The 25,236-nt window shown below is 45.2% G+C and carries 24 protein-coding genes and 1 tRNA gene; 6 read left to right on the top strand and 19 right to left on the bottom strand.

All coding sequences use genetic code 11. The annotated features are described in order from the left end of the window. The first annotated feature begins 125 nt into the window (after positions 1-125). The gene (paiA, locus tag G9F75_RS12320) at positions 126-644 is read left to right on the top strand and encodes a spermidine/spermine N(1)-acetyltransferase (protein WP_021495236.1); all 519 of its coding nucleotides are present in this window, start codon (positions 126-128) and stop codon (positions 642-644) included. A 42-nt stretch (positions 645-686) separates the two neighbouring features. Here paiA and G9F75_RS12315 read toward each other — a convergent pair whose 3' ends face one another. From G9F75_RS12315 to G9F75_RS12300, 4 genes are all read right to left on the bottom strand, one after another. After that, positions 687-1,175, bottom strand: a complete 489-nt coding sequence (locus G9F75_RS12315) for a phenolic acid decarboxylase (protein ID WP_014305882.1) — start codon at positions 1,173-1,175, stop codon at positions 687-689. Between the two features lie 21 nt (positions 1,176-1,196). Continuing rightward, complete coding sequence (locus G9F75_RS12310; protein ID WP_014418941.1) at positions 1,197-1,652, bottom strand: DUF3237 domain-containing protein; 456 nt, start codon at positions 1,650-1,652, stop codon at positions 1,197-1,199. Positions 1,653-1,866: 214 nt separating this feature from the next. Next, positions 1,867-2,112, bottom strand: a complete 246-nt coding sequence (locus G9F75_RS12305; RefSeq protein ID WP_311689479.1) for a DUF1433 domain-containing protein — start codon at positions 2,110-2,112, stop codon at positions 1,867-1,869. A 177-nt stretch (positions 2,113-2,289) separates the two neighbouring features. Further along, the gene (locus G9F75_RS12300; RefSeq protein ID WP_021495239.1) at positions 2,290-2,604 is read right to left on the bottom strand and encodes a DUF1433 domain-containing protein; all 315 of its coding nucleotides are present in this window, start codon (positions 2,602-2,604) and stop codon (positions 2,290-2,292) included. Between the two features lie 56 nt (positions 2,605-2,660). On the opposite strand from G9F75_RS12300, the gene G9F75_RS12295 reads away from it, so the two are divergent. Then, positions 2,661-4,091, top strand: coding sequence for a lipase (locus G9F75_RS12295; protein ID WP_395940724.1), 1,431 nt, complete (start codon positions 2,661-2,663; stop codon positions 4,089-4,091). 16 nt (positions 4,092-4,107) lie between these two features. After that, complete coding sequence (locus G9F75_RS12290; protein ID WP_007407407.1) at positions 4,108-4,419, top strand: hypothetical protein; 312 nt, start codon at positions 4,108-4,110, stop codon at positions 4,417-4,419. A gap of 58 nt (positions 4,420-4,477) precedes the next feature. Here G9F75_RS12290 and G9F75_RS12285 read toward each other — a convergent pair. The 3 genes from G9F75_RS12285 to G9F75_RS12275 form a co-directional block, all read right to left on the bottom strand. Continuing rightward, positions 4,478-4,553, bottom strand: a tRNA-Arg gene (locus tag G9F75_RS12285). Between the two features lie 207 nt (positions 4,554-4,760). Continuing rightward, on the bottom strand, positions 4,761-6,230 hold the full coding sequence (locus G9F75_RS12280; RefSeq protein ID WP_167409123.1) for a glycoside hydrolase family 32 protein: 1,470 nt from the start codon (positions 6,228-6,230) through the stop codon (positions 4,761-4,763). 14 nt (positions 6,231-6,244) lie between these two features. Next, positions 6,245-7,477: an MFS transporter gene (locus G9F75_RS12275; protein WP_007613980.1), complete on the bottom strand. Its 1,233-nt coding sequence runs from the start codon at positions 7,475-7,477 to the stop codon at positions 6,245-6,247. A 390-nt stretch (positions 7,478-7,867) separates the two neighbouring features. On the opposite strand from G9F75_RS12275, the gene G9F75_RS12270 reads away from it, so the two are divergent. Further along, positions 7,868-8,842, top strand: a complete 975-nt coding sequence (locus tag G9F75_RS12270; protein WP_015418285.1) for a LacI family DNA-binding transcriptional regulator — start codon at positions 7,868-7,870, stop codon at positions 8,840-8,842. 246 nt (positions 8,843-9,088) lie between these two features. After that, a complete protein-coding gene (gene clpP, locus G9F75_RS12265) occupies positions 9,089-9,685 on the top strand; it encodes an ATP-dependent Clp endopeptidase proteolytic subunit ClpP (protein ID WP_003151513.1) in 597 nt (198 codons plus the stop codon). 44 nt (positions 9,686-9,729) lie between these two features. Here the strand turns inward: clpP and pgmB are convergent, their stop codons facing one another. The 10 genes from pgmB to G9F75_RS12215 all read right to left on the bottom strand — a co-directional run bounded on the left by pgmB (position 9,730) and on the right by G9F75_RS12215 (position 22,341). Continuing rightward, on the bottom strand, positions 9,730-10,419 hold the full coding sequence (gene pgmB / locus G9F75_RS12260; protein WP_022553835.1) for a beta-phosphoglucomutase: 690 nt from the start codon (positions 10,417-10,419) through the stop codon (positions 9,730-9,732). Next, positions 10,416-12,101 carry a glycoside hydrolase family 13 protein gene (locus tag G9F75_RS12255; protein WP_160216596.1) on the bottom strand — a complete coding sequence of 562 codons (1,686 nt, stop codon included), beginning with the start codon at positions 12,099-12,101 and terminating at the stop codon, positions 10,416-10,418. Before G9F75_RS12255 ends, pgmB begins: the two co-directional genes overlap by 4 nt. Beyond that, on the bottom strand, positions 12,094-14,367 hold the full coding sequence (locus G9F75_RS12250; RefSeq protein ID WP_025649320.1) for a glycoside hydrolase family 65 protein: 2,274 nt from the start codon (positions 14,365-14,367) through the stop codon (positions 12,094-12,096). The genes G9F75_RS12255 and G9F75_RS12250 overlap by 8 nt, the downstream gene beginning before the upstream one ends. Beyond that, complete coding sequence (locus G9F75_RS12245) at positions 14,345-15,229, bottom strand: DUF1189 family protein (protein WP_053285125.1); 885 nt, start codon at positions 15,227-15,229, stop codon at positions 14,345-14,347. The genes G9F75_RS12250 and G9F75_RS12245 overlap by 23 nt, the downstream gene beginning before the upstream one ends. A gap of 4 nt (positions 15,230-15,233) precedes the next feature. After that, on the bottom strand, positions 15,234-16,070 hold the full coding sequence (locus G9F75_RS12240; protein WP_025649322.1) for a sugar ABC transporter permease: 837 nt from the start codon (positions 16,068-16,070) through the stop codon (positions 15,234-15,236). Continuing rightward, positions 16,071-17,381: a carbohydrate ABC transporter permease gene (locus G9F75_RS12235; RefSeq protein ID WP_021495247.1), complete on the bottom strand. Its 1,311-nt coding sequence runs from the start codon at positions 17,379-17,381 to the stop codon at positions 16,071-16,073. Between the two features lie 39 nt (positions 17,382-17,420). Continuing rightward, positions 17,421-18,677: an extracellular solute-binding protein gene (locus G9F75_RS12230; protein ID WP_121984567.1), complete on the bottom strand. Its 1,257-nt coding sequence runs from the start codon at positions 18,675-18,677 to the stop codon at positions 17,421-17,423. Positions 18,678-18,770: 93 nt separating this feature from the next. After that, entirely contained in the window at positions 18,771-20,540 is a 1,770-nt protein-coding gene (locus G9F75_RS12225; protein ID WP_072177057.1) for a glycoside hydrolase family 13 protein, read from the bottom strand. Positions 20,541-20,641: 101 nt separating this feature from the next. After that, a complete protein-coding gene (locus tag G9F75_RS12220; RefSeq protein ID WP_014418958.1) occupies positions 20,642-21,592 on the bottom strand; it encodes a LacI family DNA-binding transcriptional regulator in 951 nt (316 codons plus the stop codon). Between the two features lie 173 nt (positions 21,593-21,765). Beyond that, the gene (locus G9F75_RS12215) at positions 21,766-22,341 is read right to left on the bottom strand and encodes an LOG family protein (RefSeq protein WP_014418959.1); all 576 of its coding nucleotides are present in this window, start codon (positions 22,339-22,341) and stop codon (positions 21,766-21,768) included. A 115-nt stretch (positions 22,342-22,456) separates the two neighbouring features. On the opposite strand from G9F75_RS12215, the gene G9F75_RS12210 reads away from it, so the two are divergent. Continuing rightward, positions 22,457-22,777, top strand: coding sequence for a MazG nucleotide pyrophosphohydrolase domain-containing protein (locus tag G9F75_RS12210; protein ID WP_014418960.1), 321 nt, complete (start codon positions 22,457-22,459; stop codon positions 22,775-22,777). 44 nt (positions 22,778-22,821) lie between these two features. Here G9F75_RS12210 and G9F75_RS12205 read toward each other — a convergent pair whose 3' ends face one another. Together G9F75_RS12205 and G9F75_RS12200 are read right to left on the bottom strand one after the other, a co-directional pair. Continuing rightward, positions 22,822-24,411, bottom strand: coding sequence for a SulP family inorganic anion transporter (locus G9F75_RS12205; RefSeq protein WP_031304545.1), 1,590 nt, complete (start codon positions 24,409-24,411; stop codon positions 22,822-22,824). 2 nt (positions 24,412-24,413) lie between these two features. Beyond that, positions 24,414-24,995 (bottom strand): beta-class carbonic anhydrase, encoded by a 582-nt coding sequence (locus tag G9F75_RS12200; protein ID WP_003151503.1) that lies wholly within the window; start codon positions 24,993-24,995, stop codon positions 24,414-24,416. Positions 24,996-25,236 lie beyond the last annotated feature (241 nt).

Raw genomic sequence — 25,236 nt, 5'->3', positions numbered from 1 at the left:
CCTCATTTTCTTATTTTATGTTGCAAATACAACAAAATTACGGTATGTTTACTATACGGTATTTTCATTGCAAATACAACAAAAAATCAGCTGATATGATAAATGAAGAAAGGAGCTGTATGACCATGAGTATTCAATTAAAAAAGTGCAGCCTTAACGATATTACAGAGCTCCGGGAGATAAGCATTGAAACATTCAATGATACATTTAAGGATCAAAATTCACCTGAAAATATGAAAGCTTATTTGGAAAATGCATTCCGCTCTGAACAGCTGAAAAAGGAATTATCCAATCTGTCTTCTCAATTCTATTTTGTTTATTATCATGATGACCTTGCGGGGTATATAAAAGTCAACATGAACGAAGCACAGTCAGAAAAAATGGGGGAAGATTCTCTTGAGATTGAGAGAATTTATATAAGAAAAAACCACCAGAAACACGGACTCGGCAAATATCTGCTGAATGAAGCTGTGAAAATTGCAACAGCACACAATAAAAAGAACATCTGGCTGGGCGTATGGGAAAAAAACGAAAATGCAATCGCCTTTTATCAAAAAATGGGGTTTGTCCAAACCGGAGAACACTCTTTTTATATGGGGGATGATAAACAAGTCGACTTTATCATGACCAAAACCCTCTCGTAAAAGGATACAAAAAAACCCGGACAAGCTGCCGGGTTTTTTCTCTTATTTTAATTTTCCTGCGCGAATATCATCGGTCATTCCTTCGTACGGCGCTTCTGAAATCAATGTTTCGTTATTGATTCCCGCATTGTTGAGATACGTAATATCCGCAAACTCGGGAACGACATATTTCGGGTATGTTTCATATTTCTCACGTGACTCTTTCATCACGTCAATGTAATCATTTTGGTAGCACACCGTGATTTCCGGATGCTCATGCACCCATTTCGGGAAGAAAATAATTCCGTGCATCCGTTTTTCATTCGGCATAAAGTTTAAGGAAACGTCTGTGCCTGTCGGTTCAGTCCATGACACTTTGTATACGCCTTCTGTCAGCTTGACGATATTCACTTCCTGATCGCGCACCCAGCGGCCGCCTACCATTCCGCTATGAATCCGATAGTCGATCGTATGATCATTTTTAATATAGATTTCATACTCCCATCCGTTTTCATACGTGTAAATCATATGGCTTCCGATAAAGTTTTCCATGTTGACTCACTCTCCATATTATTATTGAACTTCATAAATATCTAACCGAATGTCATCCGGCAATCTGACCGCAGCCCCGATAAACAGCCGGTCCTGCAGATGCTGATATGCCTCACTGCTTGTTTCAAACACAGGCACAGTGCGGAAATACACGTGCTCGGGATCAATGATGCGCCCCTCTGCAGCCTGTTGGCGGAACGGTTCACTGACTTGGCGGATGCCGTTGTTCTCTACATAGATGACTTCATGCTCCTCCGTCTCCAGCGCATATCTGGCAGAAAGATCGACCCGGCCGTTCGGACGGATGATCTGGGCATCTGCCCCGCCCGGAAGCACACGTCCCTTTACGGCGCCGCTGACCGTTCCGCCCCGTATCGGAATCAACTGCCTTTTCCCTAATCCAGTCTGCCCCGCAACGATCGGTTCATCCACTTCAATCTGCAGAGACATCACTTTTTTTAAAGAAGGTTCCTTCAAGACGTATCACCTCCCGAGTTATTATGTTTACTTAAACATGTAACTATTTACACATTTAATTGTAACGCTGTTAAAATGGACTGTCAAATAATGAGCTGTTTCCGGTTATGTTTTACAGTGTTCAATAAAAAAAGACAAGGGCGGCACATGCCGAAATCCTTGTCTTTTTCATTTGCTGTATGCTCATATCAAAAAACGCCAGACGAGCGTCTTCTTAGTAATCGCAATCTCTATCTCTGCATTCTTTCTTTCTTACAGCGTCTATTGAGTGCCCCATGATCTTGTCATTTGCCTTATCATACATACCATCGAATTTATTCGATGTATCACCGTTGTAATAGCCAAATACCTCTATCCCGCCCATTGGATCTATTTCGTATTTATCTTTAAATGTAACGTTATGTATGCCTTCATAATTCGCTTTGATAAATTTCTCCATTCGTTCTTGCACAATCTTTATCTCTTCAGCCTAAACATTTTTATCATTCATACTCTTCATTATAAAACCTACGGCTGCTATAAAAATAACTATCAAGATAATAATGTTTTTTTTCACAGAATCATCCTTTCCATGAGTTATGATGAAGCTCGCGGACTGGAAAAAAATGGCCGGTGACATCCGGAGCATTTAGGCGTGTTAAGATTTTTCTTCCGCATCCACAGAGGAGCTCCCTATTTTGTCTCCTACGGGATCATATAAGCCGTCAAATTCTTTAGTTTTATCGCCGTTTAGATATCCTTCAACTGTAATTCCGCCGGTTGGATCAATAAAATAATCATCATAAGAAATTTTCTCTATACCCTTGTACTCACTACGCAAGTACTCGGTCATTTTACTTTTGGCTTTTTCGAAAAGAGCATTTTCTTCCTTTTTCACATCATATTGATGCTTCATAACCAACCCTCCAACGGTTATAATTAACACTAGAACAATAATAAGGTATTTTTTCAAAAAAAATCATCCCTTTCCCTACCCTATTTTACATGACAAGAAAGGTGCTGTATATCTTGAGCAAGAAAATCAGGACTTCAAACCTGACAGATGAAACATATTACAGGATGAGTCAACGTGCTTATAACTATGACTATCTTAAACGGAAATTAGAGAAGAACGATTATATACGTATTAATTCTTCCATTTCAAAACCTACTTACTGGTACGTCGATCAAATAAAATCAGACGATAATACAGGACTTGATGCGGTTGTATTAGTACAAGCAGTGAAGAATAACAGAAAATGGATAAAATCAAAAAGCCCCGAAAACGTGGTCGTCGCCTTTGCGGGAACCGATATCGCAAAAGACCCGATCAATGACGGCGTAAAAGCGGACGGCGGGAACATTGTTTTTGGAAGCGACCCCAAAAAAGAAGCTCATTATATCGTTGAAAAGGACGCGAAGGATACGTCTAAAACACTCGGAAAATATAACGGCACACCTTCTCAAGACGCCATGCTCACAACCGGAAAGTATAAGCTGATGACGAAAACATCGCAAATTGATCAAGCCGATCAGCTGGTACGCAGCGTAAAGAAAAAGTATGCCGGAACGTCAACGATTATTTCAACAACCGGCCATTCACTCGGCGGCGCTGAGGCCGAATACAGCGCGGTGAATAATGATGTGTATGCCGTCGCGTTTAACAGTCCTTCCGTCGTGAAGCTGCACGATGAAGAAACACAGAAAGAGATCAACAGCGGCATATATGATCCTTACATCCGGTCAATTATCAATCCGGACGACATGGTCGGGGCAGGTTATTGGAACGAATATGACCGCCACAACGGGACAACGATTTACACGAAAAACCCCTCTCTCTCACAGTTCAGCCGAAAGCAGCGGCTTGATGGGAAATTGAGCGAGCAGATCGGAAAAAATCTCGCTTATTTCTTCACTACCGTCATTCTGAGAAATCCGGATACACACGGCTTAAACGAAGCAAATTTCGTGTTCGACAGAAACGGAACTATCGCAAATCCGAACGGAGATGAATTAGTCTTTGACAAAAACCTCGGCGCTCTTCTGCCGGCCGGCGCGATCGGAAGCGGCGACGCGATAAAAGTAACGCCGACAAACGCAAAGAAGCTGGCTGAAAAGGTGCAGGCTATGACTGAGGATTTGCGGACGATGAAAAAAGAAGCGCAAAACGCCTATCAGGAGCACGATGAAAAAATTGCCGAACTGAAAACGGAATTCTACGGTCAAGTCGGACACGGCTTGTATGATCAGCTTCAAGCACAGGACGTGACCAATACCATTGAAGATATTGCGCTATCTTACGATAAAGGCCCGATTTTTTATGACACTCAGGCTGAGCAGGCGTTTATTGATTCTTTGCAGGCAGCGATCACAGACCTTGAAGAGATCGGCGGATTCTTACATAAAATAGCAGACGAATTTCAGAAAAAAGACCAGATGCTCGCAAACTGGTTAAGATGATAGAGGTGGATACATAATGCCGACATTAGACGAACTTTTAGAACACAAGGACGATCCAATGAAGAAAATGCTGCAGCGGCAGATGCTGAAAACAGGGATGACGCAGGCAGCGGGGACAAAATTGGAGACAGTGCGCCGAACGCTGAAACCGACATTCGAAATGGATACGTTGAAAGATGAATTATATGAAGTGTATTCAGCACTATTGAACAGCTTTGAAGGCAAGGCGCAAAAAGCTCTCGCGCAGCGGATCAGTGAAAGTGCGCGGCTGATTGCCGGAACCGAACATAACAGAGACACATTCGTTAACAGTTTCAAAACAAGATAAAATAAAAAACCTCACAGATTTAACATCTGCGAGGTTTTTCCTATCGTCTTAACTGAGACGCGCTCGGAGGGATTCGAACCCCCGACAGACGTGGTACCGGAAACCACCGCTCTATCCAACTGAGCTACGAGCGCACGTTTTTTCAATCAGATACCTTTATATTATAATAAAGAAACGCACAGAAAGCAACTCTTTTTTGATAATGCAACAACAGGATTATGCAGCTTCCTCATGCAGCATAATCCTGCATCGTATAACGGCATTGATTTTCACAAAAAAACCATTTCAGGCGGACTGCCCCCGGATCGGTACATTTCCAGCCACTTCAGAAAAAGCACGTTTCAGCTTTTTTTCCAAATGTCCTTTAACGTCCAATAGGTGAATTCCTCAACCTTTACGGCGCCTTTCTCAGAAAACAGCTCAATCCCCAATCTGCCTTCATTCGGATAGATACGGCTTGTCATCGTTGTTTCTCCATGATTGGCGAATACTTCAATCGAGGATCTGTCAATAAAGATACGCAGCGCCAGCTTGCCGTTTGTATCCGTCTGCACCCTTCTCACACCGTCTTTCGCTTTCCCCATCTTGGTGCAATCAAGTGTCAGCTTTTTATCCGTCAGATTGTATGTCAGCACAAGTTCTTCTTCGTCAAGGCCGCGAATCTTAAAACCTGCCGTTTCGGCATCAGAATCGTTTATATCAAACACGACTCGGACTTCAAGCAGGTCTTCGGACGTCTTTGCCAAGTAACTCCCTGAAACCGATCGTCCGGCACATTCCCGATATTCCATTTTCCGCAGCTGCTTGGTTTCTTCCACGGGATTCATCAAAAGTTTATGATCATCACGCATAGTCAGTTCTCGCGGCAAAGTCAGTGCACCGCACCATCCGTCCGCTTTTGTCGGCATCTCAGATTCCCACATATCCATCCAGCCGATGGCAATTCTGCGTCCTTTATCATCTAATAATGTTTGCACGGCGTAAAAGTCATGGCCGTGATCCAGTTCTTTAAAAGCGCCGTGTGTAAATTTGTTTGTTTCATCATGATAGTCACCGATTAAATAACCGGTTTGATGTAAATTTTGATAGGAATCACCGTCCGCCTCGATCCCCTGGGGCGAAATCAGCAGGACATGTTTGCCGCCTAATTCAAAGAAATCAGGACATTCCCACATATAGCCGAGATTACCGTCACTTTGGGCGAGAACCCCCGCGTATTCCCAATCACGCAAATCAGGTGAACGGTATAAAACGACCCGTCCGACGTTTTCTTTTGAGGAGTTGCCGATGACCATATACCAAACATCGCGATGCTTCCATACTTTCGGATCGCGGAAATGACGGGCGCTGTCTTCCGGCGGTTCCGCAATAACAGGGTTTTCCTGAAGCTTTTCAAACACGGTTCCATCTTGGCTGACAGCGATATTTTGAGTTTGATAGAATAGGTCTTTCTCTTGATCAATTATATTATGTCCTGTATAGATGAGGGCAAGTCTTCCATGATCATCGACCGCGCTTCCCGAAAAACAGCCGCTTTGGTCGAATTCATCCCCCGGAGCTAAGGCAACCGGCAGGTGCTCCCAATGAATGAGATCTTTACTTTTTACATGTCCCCAATGCATCGGCCCCCAATGCTCATCATACGGATGATGCTGAAAAAAGACGTGGTATTCTCCTTTAAACTGAATAAGCCCGTTCGGATCATTGATCCAATTCGCCCGGGGCATAATATGGTACCCCAATCGATATCTTTGTTTCACTTTACCCTCGGCTTCCTTCAAAGCTTCTTCCGCCTGCTGAATTCTATCCATTTGTAACATCCTCTCTATCCGATTTTTTGCAGACGCTGGACACGCCTGCTGTTTTGTTTCGGGCCCAATAAAGTAAATATGGAGATGACGGTAAAACCGAAGACGACGATTCCCATGATGAGATAGGTTTGACGGAACCCCGCACTGTCATATAATCCTCCCGCAAGCGGCGACAGAATCGACGCGCCTGCCTGAGATGCGAATTGAAAACCGACGAGATAAAGGACGGACGACAGACGCGTATCAAAATTGGCAGCCAAATATTTAAAAACGGCGATCAGCATAATCGGCAGTTCCAGTGCGTGGATAAGTTTCATTGATGAAATGCCTACAGGTTCAACTGCAATTCCCGACCCGACGATGCGGAAAGCCATTAAAAACCCCGCTAAAATCAAACTGTTTTTCGCCCCGAACTTATTGACGATAAAAGGCGCAAGAAACATCATGCCGGCCTCCAAAAACACTTGGAATGAATTAAGGTAGCCGAATACTTGGTTACCCGTCGACACTGAAGGAAACAAAGACGCATAGTAGATCGGGAACTGCTGATCATATACGCCGTAAATGCAAGTCACCCCGATAATGTACATCATAAAAAACCAGAAATCTCTTAGTAAAAAGAGCCGCCCCACATCTTTTAACCGGACCGAATCCGCTCTGTTTTTCTCATGATCGGTCATTTCAATTTTTACAGACATGATGATGGCCGTTAATATGACGGCTGAAACAGACGCGATCCAGAAGTTGATATTGGGATTGATATTGAAAAGCTGACCTGCAAAAAATGCAGCCGCCGCCCAGCCCAGCGAGCCCCACATTCTAGATTTTCCATACTCGAAATCATATTTACGGCTGACCTTTTCAATGTACGTTTCAATCGCGCCTATCCCCGCCAAAAAAGCGGCTCCCAAATATAAGCCTCCGACAACGGCGCCAAGAAAGACGTTGTATTGTAAAAGCGGCCCATAGACGAAGATATAAAACGGACCCGTGAATATGAGAAGACAGCTGATCATAAACAATATCTTTTTCTTCAGCCCCAATTTGTCAGAGATAAAACCGTAAAGAGGCTGCATGCACAGGGCAAATACGGCGTTTACAGAAAAGATAATGCCTGTCGCTGATCCGTTTAAATTGATTTCCTGCCCTAACCAAATCGCAAATAAAGAATAGCTGGAAGACCAAGTAAAAAAGAAAAAGAAGAAATAAGCACTCAGTTTCCAATACAGACTTTTTGAGCTTTTCATTTGCACCGCTCCTTTAATAGGGCCTTTTAATAGCCGTTTTAGAGCCGCATACTTCCTTCTTCATTTTCATCACATACATGCGAGCTCCGAGTAAGCGCTTACTTTACATCGCTGCTTGATTCTTTCACTTCATTGCCGCCAGCCATCTCTCCATACCCGTCACTTCCCCTCACTCTATAAATAAAGCGCTTTCAAAGAGAATTGTATGTCAACCGGTTTCATATGTCAATCGGTTGACATACAATTTTCTGATTATTTCAATCAAACAAAACGCACCCTCTTTGTATGAAAACAGAAACATGGAATGTCCTTGCACATGTCAGCCTGATTCTCTAAAATAAGTGCGTGACGGAAATTGTAAGCCATTTCAGTAAGCAGGAGGGCACGGGAATGAAGCCTAACATTCATGATGTTGCGAAAATAGCGGGAGTTTCATCTACAACCGTTTCGCGGGTATTAAATAACCGCGGCTATATCAGCGAAAAAACAAAAGAAAAAGTGTACAAGGCGATGGAAGAAATCAATTACTTTCCAAACGATCTGGCCCGCTCTTTATTCCGAAAACGAACCAATTTAATAGGGCTTATCATCCCAAACTCCAGCAACCCGTTTTTCGGCGAACTCGCCTTTCATATTGAAAGCATTTGTACGTCCATGGGCTACAAACTGCTGCTTTGCAACAGTTTACATCGAAAGGATAAGGAAGAAAAATATTTGGAGATGCTGATAAGAAACCAAGTGGACGGCGTGATCGCCGTGACTTACAACCGGGGAATTCTCAATGATCACAAGCAGAATCTGCCGATTGTCGCCATTGATCATTACTTATCGGACACGATTCCCGTCGTCGGCTCAGACAACTATGACGGCGGAAAAAAGGCGGCAGAACTGCTGATTGAAAAAGGGTGCCGGCACATCGTCCATATCAACGGCCCGATTGAACTCGAGACACCGGCAAACCTCAGAAGAAAAGCATACGAAGACGTCATGCACGAACACGGACGGAAGCCTATTACATATGAAGTACCCTTTTATCAGCATTACCATGACATTATTTCAACATTATTCGATGAACAGCCTGACACCGACGGAATTTTTGCCAGCGATGATATCATGGCGGCTGCCGTGATGACTGAGGCCAAAAAACGGGGAATAGACATCCCGAATCAATTAAAAGTGATCGGTTATGACGGCACTGAAACCGTTCAATCGGTTCTGCCGGACTTGGCAACCATCCAGCAGCCGATTGAATTGATTTCCAAAACAGCCATCGAGATTTTAGCAAAAGAAATTGAAGGCGAATTTGATGATTTGCCGCTGGAAACGTATTTGCCGGTACGGCTTTTGGAAGGGCGGACAACGTAGTCAGACCCTTCAGCCGTACGTAGCGACGCGATTGCGGTCTATTTTGAGCGCTCCGGCCATATCATTTTCTCAAGCGCCGGTGCTGATCATCCTCATTTCCACTTTGCTGTTTGAACTTTTTGTTTTATGGGAAAAATGGTGTTAGAAGAAAAGGTTGGCATTTTGGTCAGCGTTTTGTTTGACCTTTATTGACCAAAAATGTATCATGTAAATACATACTTACCTAAAAGGTGAAGGAGGAGCATTATGAATTTAATACCTACAGTCATTGAACAAACGAACCGCGGAGAAAGAGCTTATGACATTTACTCCCGTCTTTTGAAGGACCGTATTATCATGCTTGGATCTGCGATTGATGACAACGTTGCGAACTCCATCGTGTCACAGCTTTTATTCCTTGAAGCGGAAGACCCTGAAAAAGATATTTCCATTTACATTAACAGCCCTGGCGGATCAATCACTGCCGGTATGGCAATCTATGATACAATGCAGTTCATTAAACCGAAAGTATCCACGATCTGCATCGGTATGGCCGCTTCTATGGGAGCATTTTTACTTGCAGCCGGAGAAAAAGGCAAACGTTACGCGCTTCCTAACAGTGAAGTTATGATTCACCAGCCGCTTGGCGGAGCGCAAGGACAGGCGACAGAAATTGAAATCGCGGCAAAACGCATTCTCTTGCTTCGCGACAAATTAAACAAAGTGCTTGCTGAACGTACCGGCCAGCCGCTTGAAGTCATTGAGCGCGATACAGACCGCGACAACTTCAAATCAGCTGATGAAGCCTTAGAATACGGCTTAATCGATAAAGTGCTGACACGCAATACAGAAGACCAGAAGTAATGCCCAAAAAACCTGCAAGAGATGATGTCTCTTGCAGGTTTTTTTCACTCTCTGATGCTTTTTAAAACCTTTCCCCTATACTGCTTCCATTCTTCCTTCAACAGCTCAAACGACAATTCACCGGTTTGCCTCACAACCAGATCAGCACCAAGCATCGACTGTTCACGCCCGACACCGACCGCGAACATCCCGGCAGATTTAATTGCAGATATTCCTGCTTCAGCATCTTCTATTGCCGCGCAATCAGCCGTGGAAACACCGAGCAGCGCTGCAGCTGTTAAAAAGATTTCGGGATCAGGCTTCCCCTTCGCAAGAGCCGCCGGGTCAACAATGGCTTGAAAATCATCGATAATCGCCAAACGTTTTAAGATCGCGCGGGCATTGCGGCTTGAAGATGCTAACCCGATTTTTATATGTTCATTTTTTAATTCACAAAGAAGCCTGCCGATTCCCGGCAAGAGATCTTCCGGCGTCAATCTGCTGATCAACGTTTGATAATATTGGTTTTTTTGATGCAGCAGTTCTTGTTTCTCCGCATGTGTAAACCTTTTTTCCGCTCCGCCAAAGATCAGTATGCTTTCCAGTGACTCTTCCCGGCTGATTCCTTTCAGGCCTTCATTCACATTCCTGTCAAAGGGAATATCAATTTGTTCTGCGATGTGCTTCCAAGCAAGAAAATGATATTCCGCAGTATCTGTTATCACTCCGTCTAAATCAAAAATAACCGCTTTCATATGCTGATGCCCATCACAGCTTCATATGGTTTGAGGCTGATACGCTTCAAGTCAGCCCGCTCCTCCGGATAGTTGGAAATAAGCACTTTCCAGCGCTCATGAATCAGTTCCGGAGGCGCTTCGAACCGGGCCTTTTCTTCCGATAAATTCACAACGACGAGAAGCTTTTTCCCTTGATATTTACGGATATAACAATAGATTTGCGGATCATCTTCCAGCAGCAGCTGATAATCTCCGTATACCATGATCTTATATTGCTTTCGTAATTGAATGAGCTTCTGATAGTAATAGAAAATTGAATCTTGATCTTCCAAGGATTCTTTCACATTGATTTCTTGATAGCGGGAATTGACCGCTAACCAAGGGTCTCCGGCTGTGAATCCGGCATGTTTTCCTGCATCCCATTGCATCGGCGTCCTCGCGTGATCCCTTCCTTTTATCATCACGGCTTTGACAAACTCTTTTTCTGACATCGTTTTGTTTTCGATGACTAGTTCACGGTATGCATTTTTTATTTCAAGATCGTCATACATCTCCAGCGGCATATCACTGTTGACCATGCCGATTTCTTCTCCCTGGTAAATAAACGGTGTGCCTTTCATCCCGTGGAGAACCGTTGCGAATGCTTTCGCACATTGTTTTCGCAGCTCACCGTCATTGCCCCAGCGGGAAATCACTCTCGGCTGATCATGATTCTCAAAATACAGGGTATTCCAGCCGCTATTCATCAACCCGGTCTGCCACCTTGTCATTGTTTGTTTTAAAGCAATCACATCAAACGGCTTGATCTGCCATTTCCCATTTGGCGAGTTTTGTTCTGTATCGATATCCATATGTTCAAATGTAAAGATCATATTCAGCTCTTGCCTGCCTGCATCCGTATATTTTTTCGCCTCTTCAATATCAGAACCGTTTGCCTCTCCGACTGTCATGCAGTCGTAATGAGAAAGCACTTCCCTGTTCATCTCTTGAATAAATTCATGCAGGCGGGGGCCGTTAGAGTGATAACGGCCGACGATATGGGGGCGGCTGTTATCTGTTTCATAGTCCGGAAAATCAGTGTGCTTGGAAATGGAGCCGATCACATCCATCCGCCAGCCGTCAACGCCTTTATCCATCCAGAACTTCATCAGATCATACACTTCCCGGCGAACGGCTTCATTTTCCCAATTTAAATCAGGCTGTTTTTTCGAAAAGTAGTGCAAATAATACTGTCCTGTCCCTTCATCGAACGTCCACGCCGAGCCTGAAAAAATCGATCCCCAATTATTCGGCTCAGAACCGTCCGATTTCGGGTCTTTCCAAAAATAATAATCCCGGTAAGGATTGTCCTTCGACTTGCGGCTTTCAGCAAACCAGGCATGTTCATCCGACGTGTGGTTCACGACCAGATCCATGATGATTTTCATTCCGCGCTGATGCACTTCATCAATTAACTGAAACATATCTTCATTTGTTCCGAATTTTTCGTACATGTTTCTGTAGTCACTGATGTCATAACCGTTGTCATCCTGCGGAGAATCAAACACGGGCGACAGCCAGATCACATCCGCGCCAAGTCTTTTGATATAATCAAGCTTTTTGATAATGCCTTGTAAATCCCCAAATCCATCTCCATTGGAATCATAAAAACTGCGCGGGTAAATTTGATACACGACAGCTTCTTTCCACCATTCACTCATCAGGCATTCTCCTTTCACATCGTTCATTCAGCACCATCGGTTCTCCATAAACTGTGATGGACACCGGTTCGCCTTTGACAAGCTCAAAAATGGCGCGCCTTTCTTCGACCGTCACCTTGATCAAGCGGTTTCGATAATTGATATGGAACGAGTAACCGTCCCATTCATTCGGCAAAAATGGGGTGAATGAGAGCGTTCCTTTTAAAGTACGCATGCCGGCAAACCCTTGGACGATCGCCAGCCAGCTTCCCGTCATTGAAGTAATGTGAAGACCTTCCTCCGTATCGCGATTGTAATTGTCGAGATCAAGCCTTGCTGTACGCTTATATAATTCAAGCGCCTTCTTTTCCATCCTCAATTCGGCAGCGAGCACCGCGTGAATGGAGGGCGATAAGCTTGATTCATGAACCGTCATCGGTTCATAAAATTCATAGTTGCGGCGTTTTTCGTCTATAGAGAAACGGTCAGGAAATAAATAAATGCCTTGCAGCACATCGGCTTGTTTAATAAAGCTGGAGCGGAGGATTTTGTCCCATGACCAATTTTGATAAAGAGGCCGTTCAGCTGGATCTAATTCGTCAACTGATTGCAGGTCTTTGTCCAAAAATGTGTCATGCTGAACGAAAATTTGCAGTTCTTCACTATACGGATAGTACATGTGCCGGATGATTTCTCTCCAGACTTTCAATTCTTCTTCCTGCACATCCAGAAGGCGGCGTTTCTCCGCTGAGATCCTTTCGAGACTTTGCAGAGTATAATCCAACGTCCAAGCCGCAATGACATTCGTATACCAATTGTTGTTAACGTTGTTTTCATATTCATTCGGCCCTGTGACGCCGTGGATCATATACTTATTTTTTCGTTTCGAAAAGTGAACGCGGCCGGCCCAGAATCTGCTGACTGCCACAAGAACGTCTATCCCATATTCCTCCATATAGGCGCGATCACCTGTATATTGGACATAATTGCAGATCGCATAGCAAATCGCGCCGTTGCGGTGAATTTCTTCAAACGTAATCTCCCACTCATTGTGGCATTCATCTCCGGTAAACGTCACCATCGGATAAAGCGCCCCCTTCATCCCCAGCTTGGCGGCGTTCCGTTTGGCAGCCTCCAAATGATGATAGCGGTACAAAAGCAGGTTTTTCGTGACTTCCGGCTCGGCTGTCGCCAAATACATCGGAACGGCATACGCCTCGGTATCCCAATAGGCGGCACCGCCGTATTTTTCGCCTGTAAATCCTTTCGGTCCGATGTTCAAACGGGCATCTGCCCCGTAGTATGTCGAGAATAACTGAAAGATATTGTAGCGGATGCCTTGCTGAAGTTCCTTATCTCCCTTTATCTCTATATCCGCTTTTGCCCATCTTTCCTTCCACTTGGCAATATGCTGCTGTCTCGCTTCTTCATAACCTTGCTTAAGAATAGCCGCCAAAAGCTCCTCCCCTTTCGAAGTAAGCTCTGCTTCTTGAACATCGCGTGAAGTCGTGACAACAATAAACTTCTTCAATGAAGCTTTGTTTTGGTAGCTGAAGCGATTTTCAGCATACATGCCGGAAGTTTGAAAGCTTTGACTGACATAGCCTTCTGTCAAATTTTCCATTAAGGCTGAGACAGTGAAACGCGGCGTTCCGAACGGATTGTCGAGCGTTTTTGCCGTTATATGCCCGCGGCGGTAATCCGCTCCTGTCTCTTTTTCCTGCCAAAACCGCTCTTGATAGTTTGAATCTTCGTTTACAACATTGCCATCAAGATAAGGGACAAGCGTAATAACGGCGTCCCCTGTCAGACACTCCGCTTCATAATGAATCGCACATAGCTCTTTTACGGCCAGGCTGAGAAATCGTTCTGATTTGATTCGCACGGTTTTATCCTGAATACGGACAACAGCGCTCCTCCTCAGAATTCCTTCTTTCATATGAAGCTCTAACTCAAATGATTCGAGTCGGTTTTGATAGAGATCGACTTTTTCACCGTCAACATACACATCTATACCAATAAAATTCATCGCATTGATCACTTTTCCGAAATAGTCCGGATACCCGTTTTTCCACCAGCCTACCCGCGTTTTGTCAGGGAACCACACGCCCGCAATATATGTGCCTTGATGGCTGCCGCCTGAATAGCCCTCTTCGAAATTCCCCCTGATGCCCATATAGCCGTTGGCAAGAGAAGTCAGGCTTTCCTGCAGCCGTATATACTCTTTTTGAAATGTATTGGTTTTGATTTTCCATTCATCAATCTCAAACAACCGCTGATTTATCATGTCTTCCTCCCGAATGAACATTTTCATTATGACGGCGGGTTTTGGCCATATATCTGAATAAAAAAGCAATCATCAACGTGACGCCGCATGTATGAACCATTAATACAGTAATCAAATCAAAGCGGATCAGCCCGATAGCAGCTGCCGCGAATGCAGGCAGAGCCGATGCGCATATCGCTGCAGAAGCTGCTTCCTTACATGACGCGATATCGATCATTTTTGATAATTTTGCCATCCAGATGCCTCCCGCAAGCACAGCTGTAAAAAATAGCTGGATCAAAAAAATCACTGCGCACCCCAGCATCATGATCATCGGCTTATACTGTGCCAGCCACAATTGACCGATAAGAGCCTCCGTCTCATATACGCCCGGGTCCGTAAGACTGGCGTCCGCTTTCCCATAGCGAACTGAAAACCCCATTCCGTTTTGGTCGGTAATAATCAGCCGGTCAGGCTGGAATATGACCGCGTTGTCATATCCTTTTACACGCAAACGCCCATTTTCACCGTTTGGTTTCCATTCATGCTCCATATCGACTGCCATCAGATGGTTGCCCTCTTCAATTTGATCAAAACGCTGTCCGCCTGTCAGTTTTCCGTTCCTGATTTGAATACCGTTTAATTGTTCGGCAAAACGATCATTCACTGCAGAAAGCGCCGCAGGCATAACCAATTTGAGGCTGAAGCGGTCCATTTTCAAAAACGACATCGTAAACGGCGCCATAAGGCAGGACGTCAAAAACATAAAGAGAAAGGAAAGCTGAAGCCAGCTGAATGTTTTCCCGTAACGGCAAATACCTGACGGAGACACCGACGCTTTAAGACTGCGGATCATAAAGCTTTCATTTTGCACATTCTTCATTGAACTACCCCTTTGTTCCGCCCGCCGCCAGCCCGGATACAAAGTTCTTTTGGAGAAAAAAGAACAAGATGCATATCGGCAGTGCGGCAAGTATAGCCCCCGCCGCAAACAGGGCGACTTTTTGCTGCTGCGGATTTGAAATGAACGACTGCAACCCTACTGCAATGGTCAGCCTTTCCGGCGAGCGAAGCAAAAACTTCGCCAGCAAATAGTCCCCGAACGGCGCCATAAACGCCCAAAGCGCTTGAACGGCAAGCATCGGCTTCACAAGCGGCAGCACAATGGAGGCAAATATCCTGAAATGCCCCGCTCCATCCATTCGCGCAGCCTCATCAATTTCTCTCGGAACTGTATCAAAATAACCTTTCATCAGCCACGTGTTCATCGGAATTCCGCCGCCGATATAGATCGCTGTCAAAAACCAGTATTGATCAAGAGCGCCTATCAGCATGGCCAATACATAAAAAGCAGTCAGCGCTGCCATTGTGGGCACCATTTGAATGATTAAAAAGAAAACAAGACTCTTTTTTCGCCCCGCAAACCGATAGCGGCTGTACGTATACCCGGCAAGCGTTACAATCGTGACCTGCAATACCATGACTGACAGCGCGATAACCAGCGTATTGCTGTACCAATGAAGATAGAGCGTCTCTTCAAACAGCCGCTTAAAATGATCAAAAGTCCAGGAACCTGAGAAATCGAGCTGAAAAGCCGTCACATTTCCCGCACGGAAAGCGGAGGAAGCCGTAATCAGCAGCGGATATAAAATGACAATGCTTAAAACCAGCAAAAATAAATAGGTGCAGATTTTCGTAAGCATTCCGGCCGTTCTGGAACCCATCTACATCACCTCCTCATTGCCGAAAGCATTTGACTTTTTAAAAGCAATCAGTGAAATTCCAATGACGACGAAAGAAATTAACAATGTCACGGCCGCTGCCACAGCATATTGCGGAGAAGTGCCGGTTGTCAGTTTATAGATCCAGGAAATTAAAATATCGGTCGACCCGGCACCGGCTCCCGCGCTTCCCGGACCGCCTTCATTAAACAAATAGATGATTGAAAAATTATTAAAGTTAAATGTGTACTGTGTAATCATCACCGGTGCCGTCGCAAATAAAATCATCGGTAATGTAATATTGCGAAAACGCTGCATAAAAGAAGCCCCGTCAATCTTTGCGGCTTCATACAATTCACCCGGAATCGACTGCAAGACCCCCGTTACCATGACATAAATATAAGGAAAGCCAAGCCAGGTCTGAATCATAATCAGAGCGGTCTTCGTCCAGAAAGCATCAGTCTTCCACGCGATCGCCGGCAGTTCCACAAACGGCAGGTGGTTAATTAATGGAATCACCTGCGTGTTCATCGCCCCTATACTGTCATTAAAAATATTGGAAAAGCTCATAATTGTGATAAAGGCCGGAACAGCCCATGGAAATAAGAAAATCATTCGGAATATCCGTCTGCCTTTAATAAAATCTTGATTCACGAATAGTGCCGTTACGATCCCCAAAATGATTTGCAGCGTTGTTGCACAGATTGTCCATATCATGGTCCAGCCCAGTACATTCACAAATGTTTCCCGGTAGGAACCGACAAAAAAGATATTCAAGAAATTTTTAAAGCCGACCCAGTCAATCAGACTGTTAGGCGGTATATGATAAAAATCATAGTTTGTTAAGGCAACAAACAGAGTCACCAAAACAGGAAAAATAATCACAAACACCATCATGAGATATGCCGGCAGTGTAAATAAATAAGGAAACCCTTTATCTCCCGCATGGCGGATGATATCCTTGGCCGCTGTATTCACCTTCAAACCCGCCGCTTTCATAGCGGCGGTATGACGGAAATCATAAACTGAAAAGATATAGAACATGAGAAAAATCAACGTTAAGATCAATTGCAGCGTGCCTTCAATCAGCATAAATAATGAGTGATCTTCACCGGGAACACTTCCCAAGGTAACCAATCCGGTCAGCGCCTCAATACCGAAAACGCATAATTCAACAGCAAACAAACTCGTAATGACCAGAAATAAGATCCCCTTTGATATCTGCTGATTCGCGATCTGTCCAATTCCCGGAATGATCGATAAAAACCATGGCGCCTTCCGTTTTTGGTGTAAAAGTGTATCATCTTTATTCATTTTTCGCCCTCTATTCTTACGGACACTTCCCCTCCGATTTTATTTCACATATTTTTCTTTGATGTTTTCTTTTATGACGTTTACCGCATCATCCGCCGATTTTTTTGCTGTTTTTTTCCCCGAAGCCGCATCAAATATTAAACTTTCAGCGCCAGTCCATACCTCGGCCATTTCAGGAATATTCGGCGCAGGTGCCGCTGACTCATATTGTTTAATAACAGCTGACGCCAGCTCATTTTTTTGCTCCCCCGCTTTCTTCCTTGCGGCTGTGTTGGCCGGAACTTCATTTGTCTTCTCATAAAAGGCGTAAGCATTGGCATCATTTGTTGCATACTCAAGCCATTTTTCAGCCAGCTCGGGTTCCTTTGTATATTTTGAAGCAACCCAGCCTTTGCCGCCCGCAAACGGAGCATATTCTTTTCCGTTTGGCAATGTCGGAATAGGAGCGGCGCCATAGTTCAGGCCGGCCTCTTGAAAATTGGCAGCCGACCAAGGCCCGCCGATGATTGCAGCCGCTTTCTTATCTAAAAACATTTGCTGAATAAAATCGTCTGCGCTTGAGTTATCCTGCATGCCTTTTGGCCAATACGTTTTAAACCATTTCTCCGCATATTTCACCGCTTCTGCAGCCCCTTTATTGTTCAGGCCGATATCCCCGGGATCTGTGCCGTTTTTCCCGAATACATATCCGCCGTAACCGGACAGCAAACCGTACGACATATAAAAGTCAGTCCACTTTGCTAAAAATCCCGTTGACTTTCCTTTTTCAGAAGCAAATGAAAACCGGGGATCCTCTGTTAATGTTTCAAGGTCTTTAAATGTTGCCGGCGCTTTTTTTATAAGATCTTTGTTGTAATACAGAACAAGCGTCTCAATCACCAGCGGCATTCCATACACCTTTCCGTTAACCGTTACCTGCTGCATCTCTTTATCTCCAAAGCTTTTTGTATCAGCAGGTTTTAGATCAAGCAAATGGCCTTGCTGCGCCAAACTGCCGATCCGGTCGTATGCGGCAAGCATAACGTCAGGCGCATTGCCGGCCGGGCCGTCCAAAGGAAGCGCCTCCAGCTGATCGAACATTTGCTTTTCTGCAATGTTGACTGTGACGTTATTCTCTTTTTCAAACTCTCCTTTAATGCTTTCAATATATTTTTTATAGGTTTCTTCAACGGACACGGTCAGTACCTTTTTGCCGTCAGCGCCGGCCGATTCCTTTGAATTTGAACAGGCGCCGAGACAGAATGCCAAAACTGATGCCGTCAATAAAGCCAATCCCTTTTTGACGAACCCCGCCATATCTTTTCCCCCTTTTATTATGAATCTATTACAATTCTACTCTGTTAGAGAAAGCGGTTTCAAAGCCTTTCAGCCTGTTACCGATAACAGAATTCAGACAGGGGCGTCAGCACTCAAAATCAAAAATTCTCCCGGCTGAACAGCAATAGCGGCATCATGTTGAAGGATCTGATCCGTCCACGCATCGTAAACTTTTCTGCTTCTCTCCATATTAAAATCTTGCAAACGGACATCCCAGGCCAGGTTCCCCTGATTAAAATAGAAAATCAATTGCCTGCCATTGAAAACCCTCGAAAAACTGATACAATCGTTTTGATCATCAAGCAGATGCCACTCAAGACTTCCGTACGTCAATAAAGCGTTTTCTTTTTTGCGTAAGGTGATTAAGCGTTTCATAAAGCTGAGCATTTCCTGGTTTTGCTTTTCCTTTTCCCAAACCATACACTTCCGGCATAATGGATCTCTCCCGCCGTCCAGACCGATTTCCGTTCCGTAGTAGATGCAGGGCGCTCCTGTCTGAGCAAACATAAAGGCCAGCAGAGCACGGGCTGTTTTCTCATCATTTCCGCACCTTGTCAGAAGACGTTCTGTATCATGGCTGTCCAGTAAATTAAACATCACCTCGTTGGCCTGCCGCATCCCATTCATCAAGTGCGCGTTTAATCGATAGGCCATGGATGAAGCAGAAATCTCCCGGTCAGCAAAATAAGCAATCATCGGCTCTGTGAAAGGATAATTCATCACAGCGTGAAACTCATCTCCTCTGAGCCAAGGTTCGGAGGAATGCCATATCTCTCCCAAAATATAAAGATCGGGCTTCTCTGCCGTTACCGCCTGCCTGAATGCCTTCCAAAAAGCGTGATCCACTTCATTTGCCACATCTAAACGCCAGCCGTCAATGTCAAATTCACGAATCCAGTACAAAGCAATCTCAAACAAATACCTCTGTACTTCCGGATTAGCCGTATTCAGCTTCGGCATATCAGGCGTAAACGCAAACCTGTCATAATTGTCTTCTTTCACAGGAAAAGAGTGAATATGGAACCAGTCTTTGTAGCGGGACCGGGCCCCGTGTTTTACAACATCCTGCCATTGCGGAGAAGCGCTGCCTATATGATTAAAAACAGCATCAAGCATAATTTTCATTCCCCGCTCATGAAGCCGGCTGACCAATGTCCGGAAAAGCTCCCGATCCCCAAAATGCGGATCGATGGAATAGTAATCCAGCGTGTCATATTTATGGTTGGATGGAGAGGAGAAGATCGGAGTTAAATAAATTCCGTTCACCCCTAATTCTTCTAAATAATCGAGCTTGTCGATAATCCCCTGCAAATCTCCGCCAAAAAAATCATTAACGTCCGGGTCCTTGCTCCCCCAAGGCAGTGCAGCTTCCGGTGACAGGTCTTCTCTTCCATTCGCAAAACGTTCCGGAAAAATTTGATACCAAACCGTTGATTTCGCCCATTCAGGCGCTTGAAATGTATCCGCCTCATGAACAAACGGAAGCTTAAAATAATAATGAATCGTTTCCAGCGTTTTTTTATTTACAGGACAGACCCCTGACGCTCCGAAAAAGATGTTTTCATGCTGGTCTGAGACAATAAATGCATATTGCAAACGCCTGAATGGCGGCGACACTTCAGCAAACCAATAATCATGGTTTTGGGTTGCGGCTGTTTTTCTCATTGGCTGCTCGGCTGCCGACCATCTGCCGCCGCTGTATTCATAAGGATCGCCCCAAACCAATCGAATCTGATCAGCATCACCTTTTTTCGTCCGGATTTTGATATGCACCGTCCGCCCGTCATAAGAATAAGCATCAGCACTGAACGGCTGATGATGTATTGCGGCATATTCCATCATGTTTCCCCCTTTTTATAGGCTGGCTTATGCTTTGAAGGTAGCATGATAAAATCGGGAGAAGCAATCGTTTTTCTCTTGTTACCGATAACAGAATTAAGCTTTCACAAAGTTGATTCCCGCACAATTAACTCCGGTTCAAAAAACAAATGACCTTGAGCTGCGCCGCCTTCATTCATTTTTTTCAGCAGCATTTTCGCACAGGCCTCTCCCATTTCCACAACCGGCTGTCTGACCGTAGTCAGCCGCGGGGAGGAAATGCGGTCAAGAAAAACACCGTCATTTCCAGTAACGGCCACATCTTCGGGAATTCGTTTTCCGAGTGACTGCACCGCACGAATGACCCCGAGCGCGATTCGGTCGGTGGCGCAGACAAACGCGGCTTGCCGGCCGAGCGTTTTCAAAACTTCTCTTGCCAGGCTTTCGCTTTTTTTTGAACTGTTAGCGATCCGAAACAGCTTCGTTTCTCTGCAGCTCTCTTTCATCGCCCGAATATACCCCTGTTCTCTTGAGCGTTCGAATGGCTCATCCAAATCAATGCCGAAAAAGACAACCTCACGCTCCCCCAGCCCCATGACATGGCGGGTTGCCATAAAAGTCCCTTTTTCGTTATTCACATCGACGAAATCATAGCCCATTTCATTTTCTCCAAATACGACTAACGGCTTTTCAAAAGCTTTGATGACAAATTCAAAATCGGCCTTTCTCAAGCCGGTGGCAATAATGCCGTCGCATTGCCCGATATTGAGTGAATTTCTTGTCACAAGCTGCAAAGCATAATGATGGCGATCCAGCTCCCGGCTGATTCCGGTCAGCAAGTTCATGTAATAGGGTTCGGTCGTATCCATTTCCTCAAGAATCAGCAATTTGACAACCTGTGTTCTGTTTTGCACAAGCGCTCTTGCCGCATAATTAGGGATGTAATTCAGCTCTTTCATTGCGGAATGAACGAGCTTTTTCAGTTCATCTGTTACCGTATCAGGGTGATTAATCACACGTGACACCGTCATTTTCGAAACATTCGCTCTCTTAGCCACATCTGACAACGTCGCCATTTTCCGTCTCCTTCCGCTTTTGCTTAGATAGCCAATCCGAATTAGTTAAATTATACTACGATGGTAATCTGGACATAAAAAAAGATTTCCCTAAGGAAATCTCACATTGTCAAATACACTCGATTTTCATGAAGTCCGCCCGGCACTCACACACATGTCAGATGGCTCTTTTTTTATATTTCCGTCCATTTTTTCTGAAGGATCGGGTACGAGTAATTGTTCATCTGCTCAATCAGCTCATCCGGCCGGGAGGAACTGTGTATCAGTTTTAAATGAGACTCATTCGAAAATCCTTCCTGAATGCTGTACTTGACCATCTTCATCATCGGCTCAAAATACCCGTTCACATTGTACAGTCCGATCGGTTTTTGATGAATGCCGATTTGCGCCCAGCACAGCACTTCAAATAACTCTTCATATGTTCCGAAACCGCCGGGCATGGCAATGTACCCATCGGCAAGTTCACTCATTTTCGCTTTCCGCTCATGCATGCCGCTGACTTCAATCAGCTCCGTCAGATTCTGATGAACAACCTCTCCGCTGAACAGCCCGCTCGGCATGACGCCGACAGCTTTTCCGCCGCCTGCCATTAACGCATCGGCGACGGTTCCCATCAGACCGACCCGTGAACCGCCGTAAACAAGGCCGATTCCCTGCTCCGCCATATATTCACCCAGTTCGGCCGCTTTGCGTTTGTACTCTTCATTTACCCCCGGGTTTGACCCCGCAAATACACAAATGGTTTTCATTTTTTCATCTCCACATCTATATATGTACATCAATAAATCAAAATACACTATATATTGTCCCATCTCTATATGATAATATCAATAAGAATCATACAGGACATAAGGAGTGTTTCACATGCAGATGGCTGAAGCAGAACGATGGACGAAAGATTTTTACGAAAAACGAGGATGGACGGCGTACGGGCCATTTATCAGAATCGGCTTTTTAATGGAAGAGGCGGGTGAGCTCGCCCGGGCGGTAAGAGCATATGAAATCGGCAGAGACCGGCCGGATGAAAAGGACGCGACCCAGGCTGAACGCAGGCAGGAGCTGATTGAAGAAATGGGTGACGTCCTCGGAAATCTGGCCATCCTTGCCGATAAGTACGGAATCACGTTAGAAGATGCGATGAAAGCCCATCAGGAAAAACTGATCAAGCGCTTTGAAACCGAATAAAAACACGGCCTGTCCGCTTTTTCATGGACAGGCCGTATCTGAATTTATCCCGTTATCTCGTCCTGATGCTCAAAGAAATGCTGTTTCCCGATTTTATGAAACAGCCCTGTCTTCCGGATCAGCTCTCTCGGCTGTGATTGCAATCCGACGATCATCAATCTCCCGTTATGCCGTTTGATCCGGTTCATCACATTCCCCAGCACCGCTTCTGCGGAGGTGTCCATGTAATGTACATTATTCATCAGCAGAATAAGCGTCTTCGGCTTTTCCTGAAGCCTCTCCAGCAGCGATGATTCCAGTGAATCAATTGAACCGAAAAACAGCGGCCCCTCAATGGAATATGTGCTGACGGACGAATCATTTTTAACCGATTTGACAGCGGCATGCGGTGTTTTGATGCTTGTTGATTCGCTCATTTTTCTGATAAAGAAAACAAAAGCGAGCACGAGACCGGCAGAAACGCCGATGATTAAATCAAACAGAACCGTCAGTAAAAAGGTTGCCGCCAGTACGAATGAATCAGTGTTTTTCAGCCGCATCATATTGGCGACTTCCCTCCGCTCACTCATGTTCCAAGCCACAACCATCAACACCGGCGCCATGCTTGCCAGCGGTACATGAACGGCAAGCGGGGCGAAGACGAGCAGGACGAGGAGGACGGTGACTCCGTGGACAACACCGGAAATCGGAGAAACTGCGCCGTTTTTAATATTTGTTGCGGTCCGCGCAATCGCTCCCGTTGCCGGTATGCCGCCGAAAAGCGGCGCTGCCATATTGGCGATGCCCTGCCCGACAAGCTCCCTATTGCTGTCATGCCGTGATCCTTTCATATTGTCCGCGACCATCGCCGATAATATGGATTCAAGACCGCCGAGAAGCGCAATGATCAAAGCAGACGGGAACATCATCACCATGTTATCGATTGAGAAATCCGGAAGCTGAAAAGCCGGGAGCTGCCGCGGAATCTCCCCGTAAGCAGAACCGATTGTCGCCATTTTGTCAGGAAAAAACATGACCGCTGCGGCTGTAGAGACAAGCAGCGCCACAAGCGCGCCCGGAATCTTCGGCATCAGCCTGGTTGATAACAGCAAAATGGCCAAAGCAATTCCCGCGATGAGGATGCTGTACAAATTAAAGGTTCCGATCTTCTTGCCTATTTCCGCAATGTTGAGGATAAAGCTTTCATGCTTTTGGATATCGCGCAGACCGAGAAAATGGGCAATCTGCTCCGAGAAAATCAGCACCGCGATCCCGGCCGTAAATCCGACGATCACCGGCTTCGGCACGAATTTCATAATCTTTCCGAGCTTAAATACGCCAAACAGGACGAGCATGACGCCTGCCATAAAACCGGCTACAAGTAAATTCTCAAAACCATACTGCATCACAATGGCAAATAAAATGGGAACAAACGCCCCCGTAGGCCCGCCGATCTGATATTTAGAGCCGCCCAACAGCGAAATCAGAATTCCGGCCACAATAACGGTGTAAAGCCCGTATTCCGGGCCGACCCCCGAGGCGATGGCAAAGGCCATTCCCAGTGGAATCGCTACAATTCCGACCACAATTCCCGCGATTAGGTCTTTCTGAAATTTCTGCAAATTGTATCCCTGATATCTGCCGGTAAATTGCATCGTCAACTGCATCCTCCTTTGACTGTTTCATAACCGTCAACGACTACATCCAGCGTCCCCGTCCCCGGATCGATCACCAGCCCGTGCACCGGCACCTCTTCAGGCAAGAGCGGATGATGCCTGACCATATTCACGCTGTGGGCCACGCTTTCTTCGACGCTGTGAAAACCGGTCAGCCATGTTTCCAAATCGACTCCCGCATGCTGCAGAAGGCTGAGACATTTGTCCTCCACGCCGCGCTCTTTCGCTTTATTTAATATGGAAGCCGCATTTAATCCCGACATTCCGCACTCGCGGTGACCTATGATGCAGACTTCCTCTGCCTGCAGTTCATAAACGGCAACCAAAATGCTCCGCATGACACTTCCAAATGGGTGAGAAACAATGGCTCCCGCGTTTTTTATGATTTTGGCATCGCCGTTTCTGAGTCCCATCGCCTGCGGCAGAAGCTCCGTCAGCCTTGTATCCATACAGGATACGATGACAAGCTTTTTTTTCGGGAATTTTGTCGTTTGGTAAGGTTCATATTTCCTTTCTTGGACAAACTGCTGGTTGTGCTCCAAAATGCTTGATAAAGAAACCATTTTTCTATTCATCTCCCATCCGATTGTATTGCAAGCCTTCTTACCCAGCTTACAGTAAGGAATTATAGCACAGAAAAAGGCCTCAAAAGCGCTTTCAACAAAAGACACGATAATTTGACTGTAAATTCAGAATATGTTCATTTATATCTTTCAAAAATAATAAAATTTATCTTTACACCAACCTATAAAGCTTTTGAAAACAGCGGTTCCGCTCATTTTGCCTTCAGAAATATAGGCGGAT

This window comes from Bacillus sp. EKM208B, from assembly GCF_011800725.1.
GTDB classification, from domain to species: domain Bacteria; phylum Bacillota; class Bacilli; order Bacillales; family Bacillaceae; genus Bacillus; species Bacillus velezensis.
This window is presented reverse-complemented; position numbering and strand designations above follow the sequence as displayed.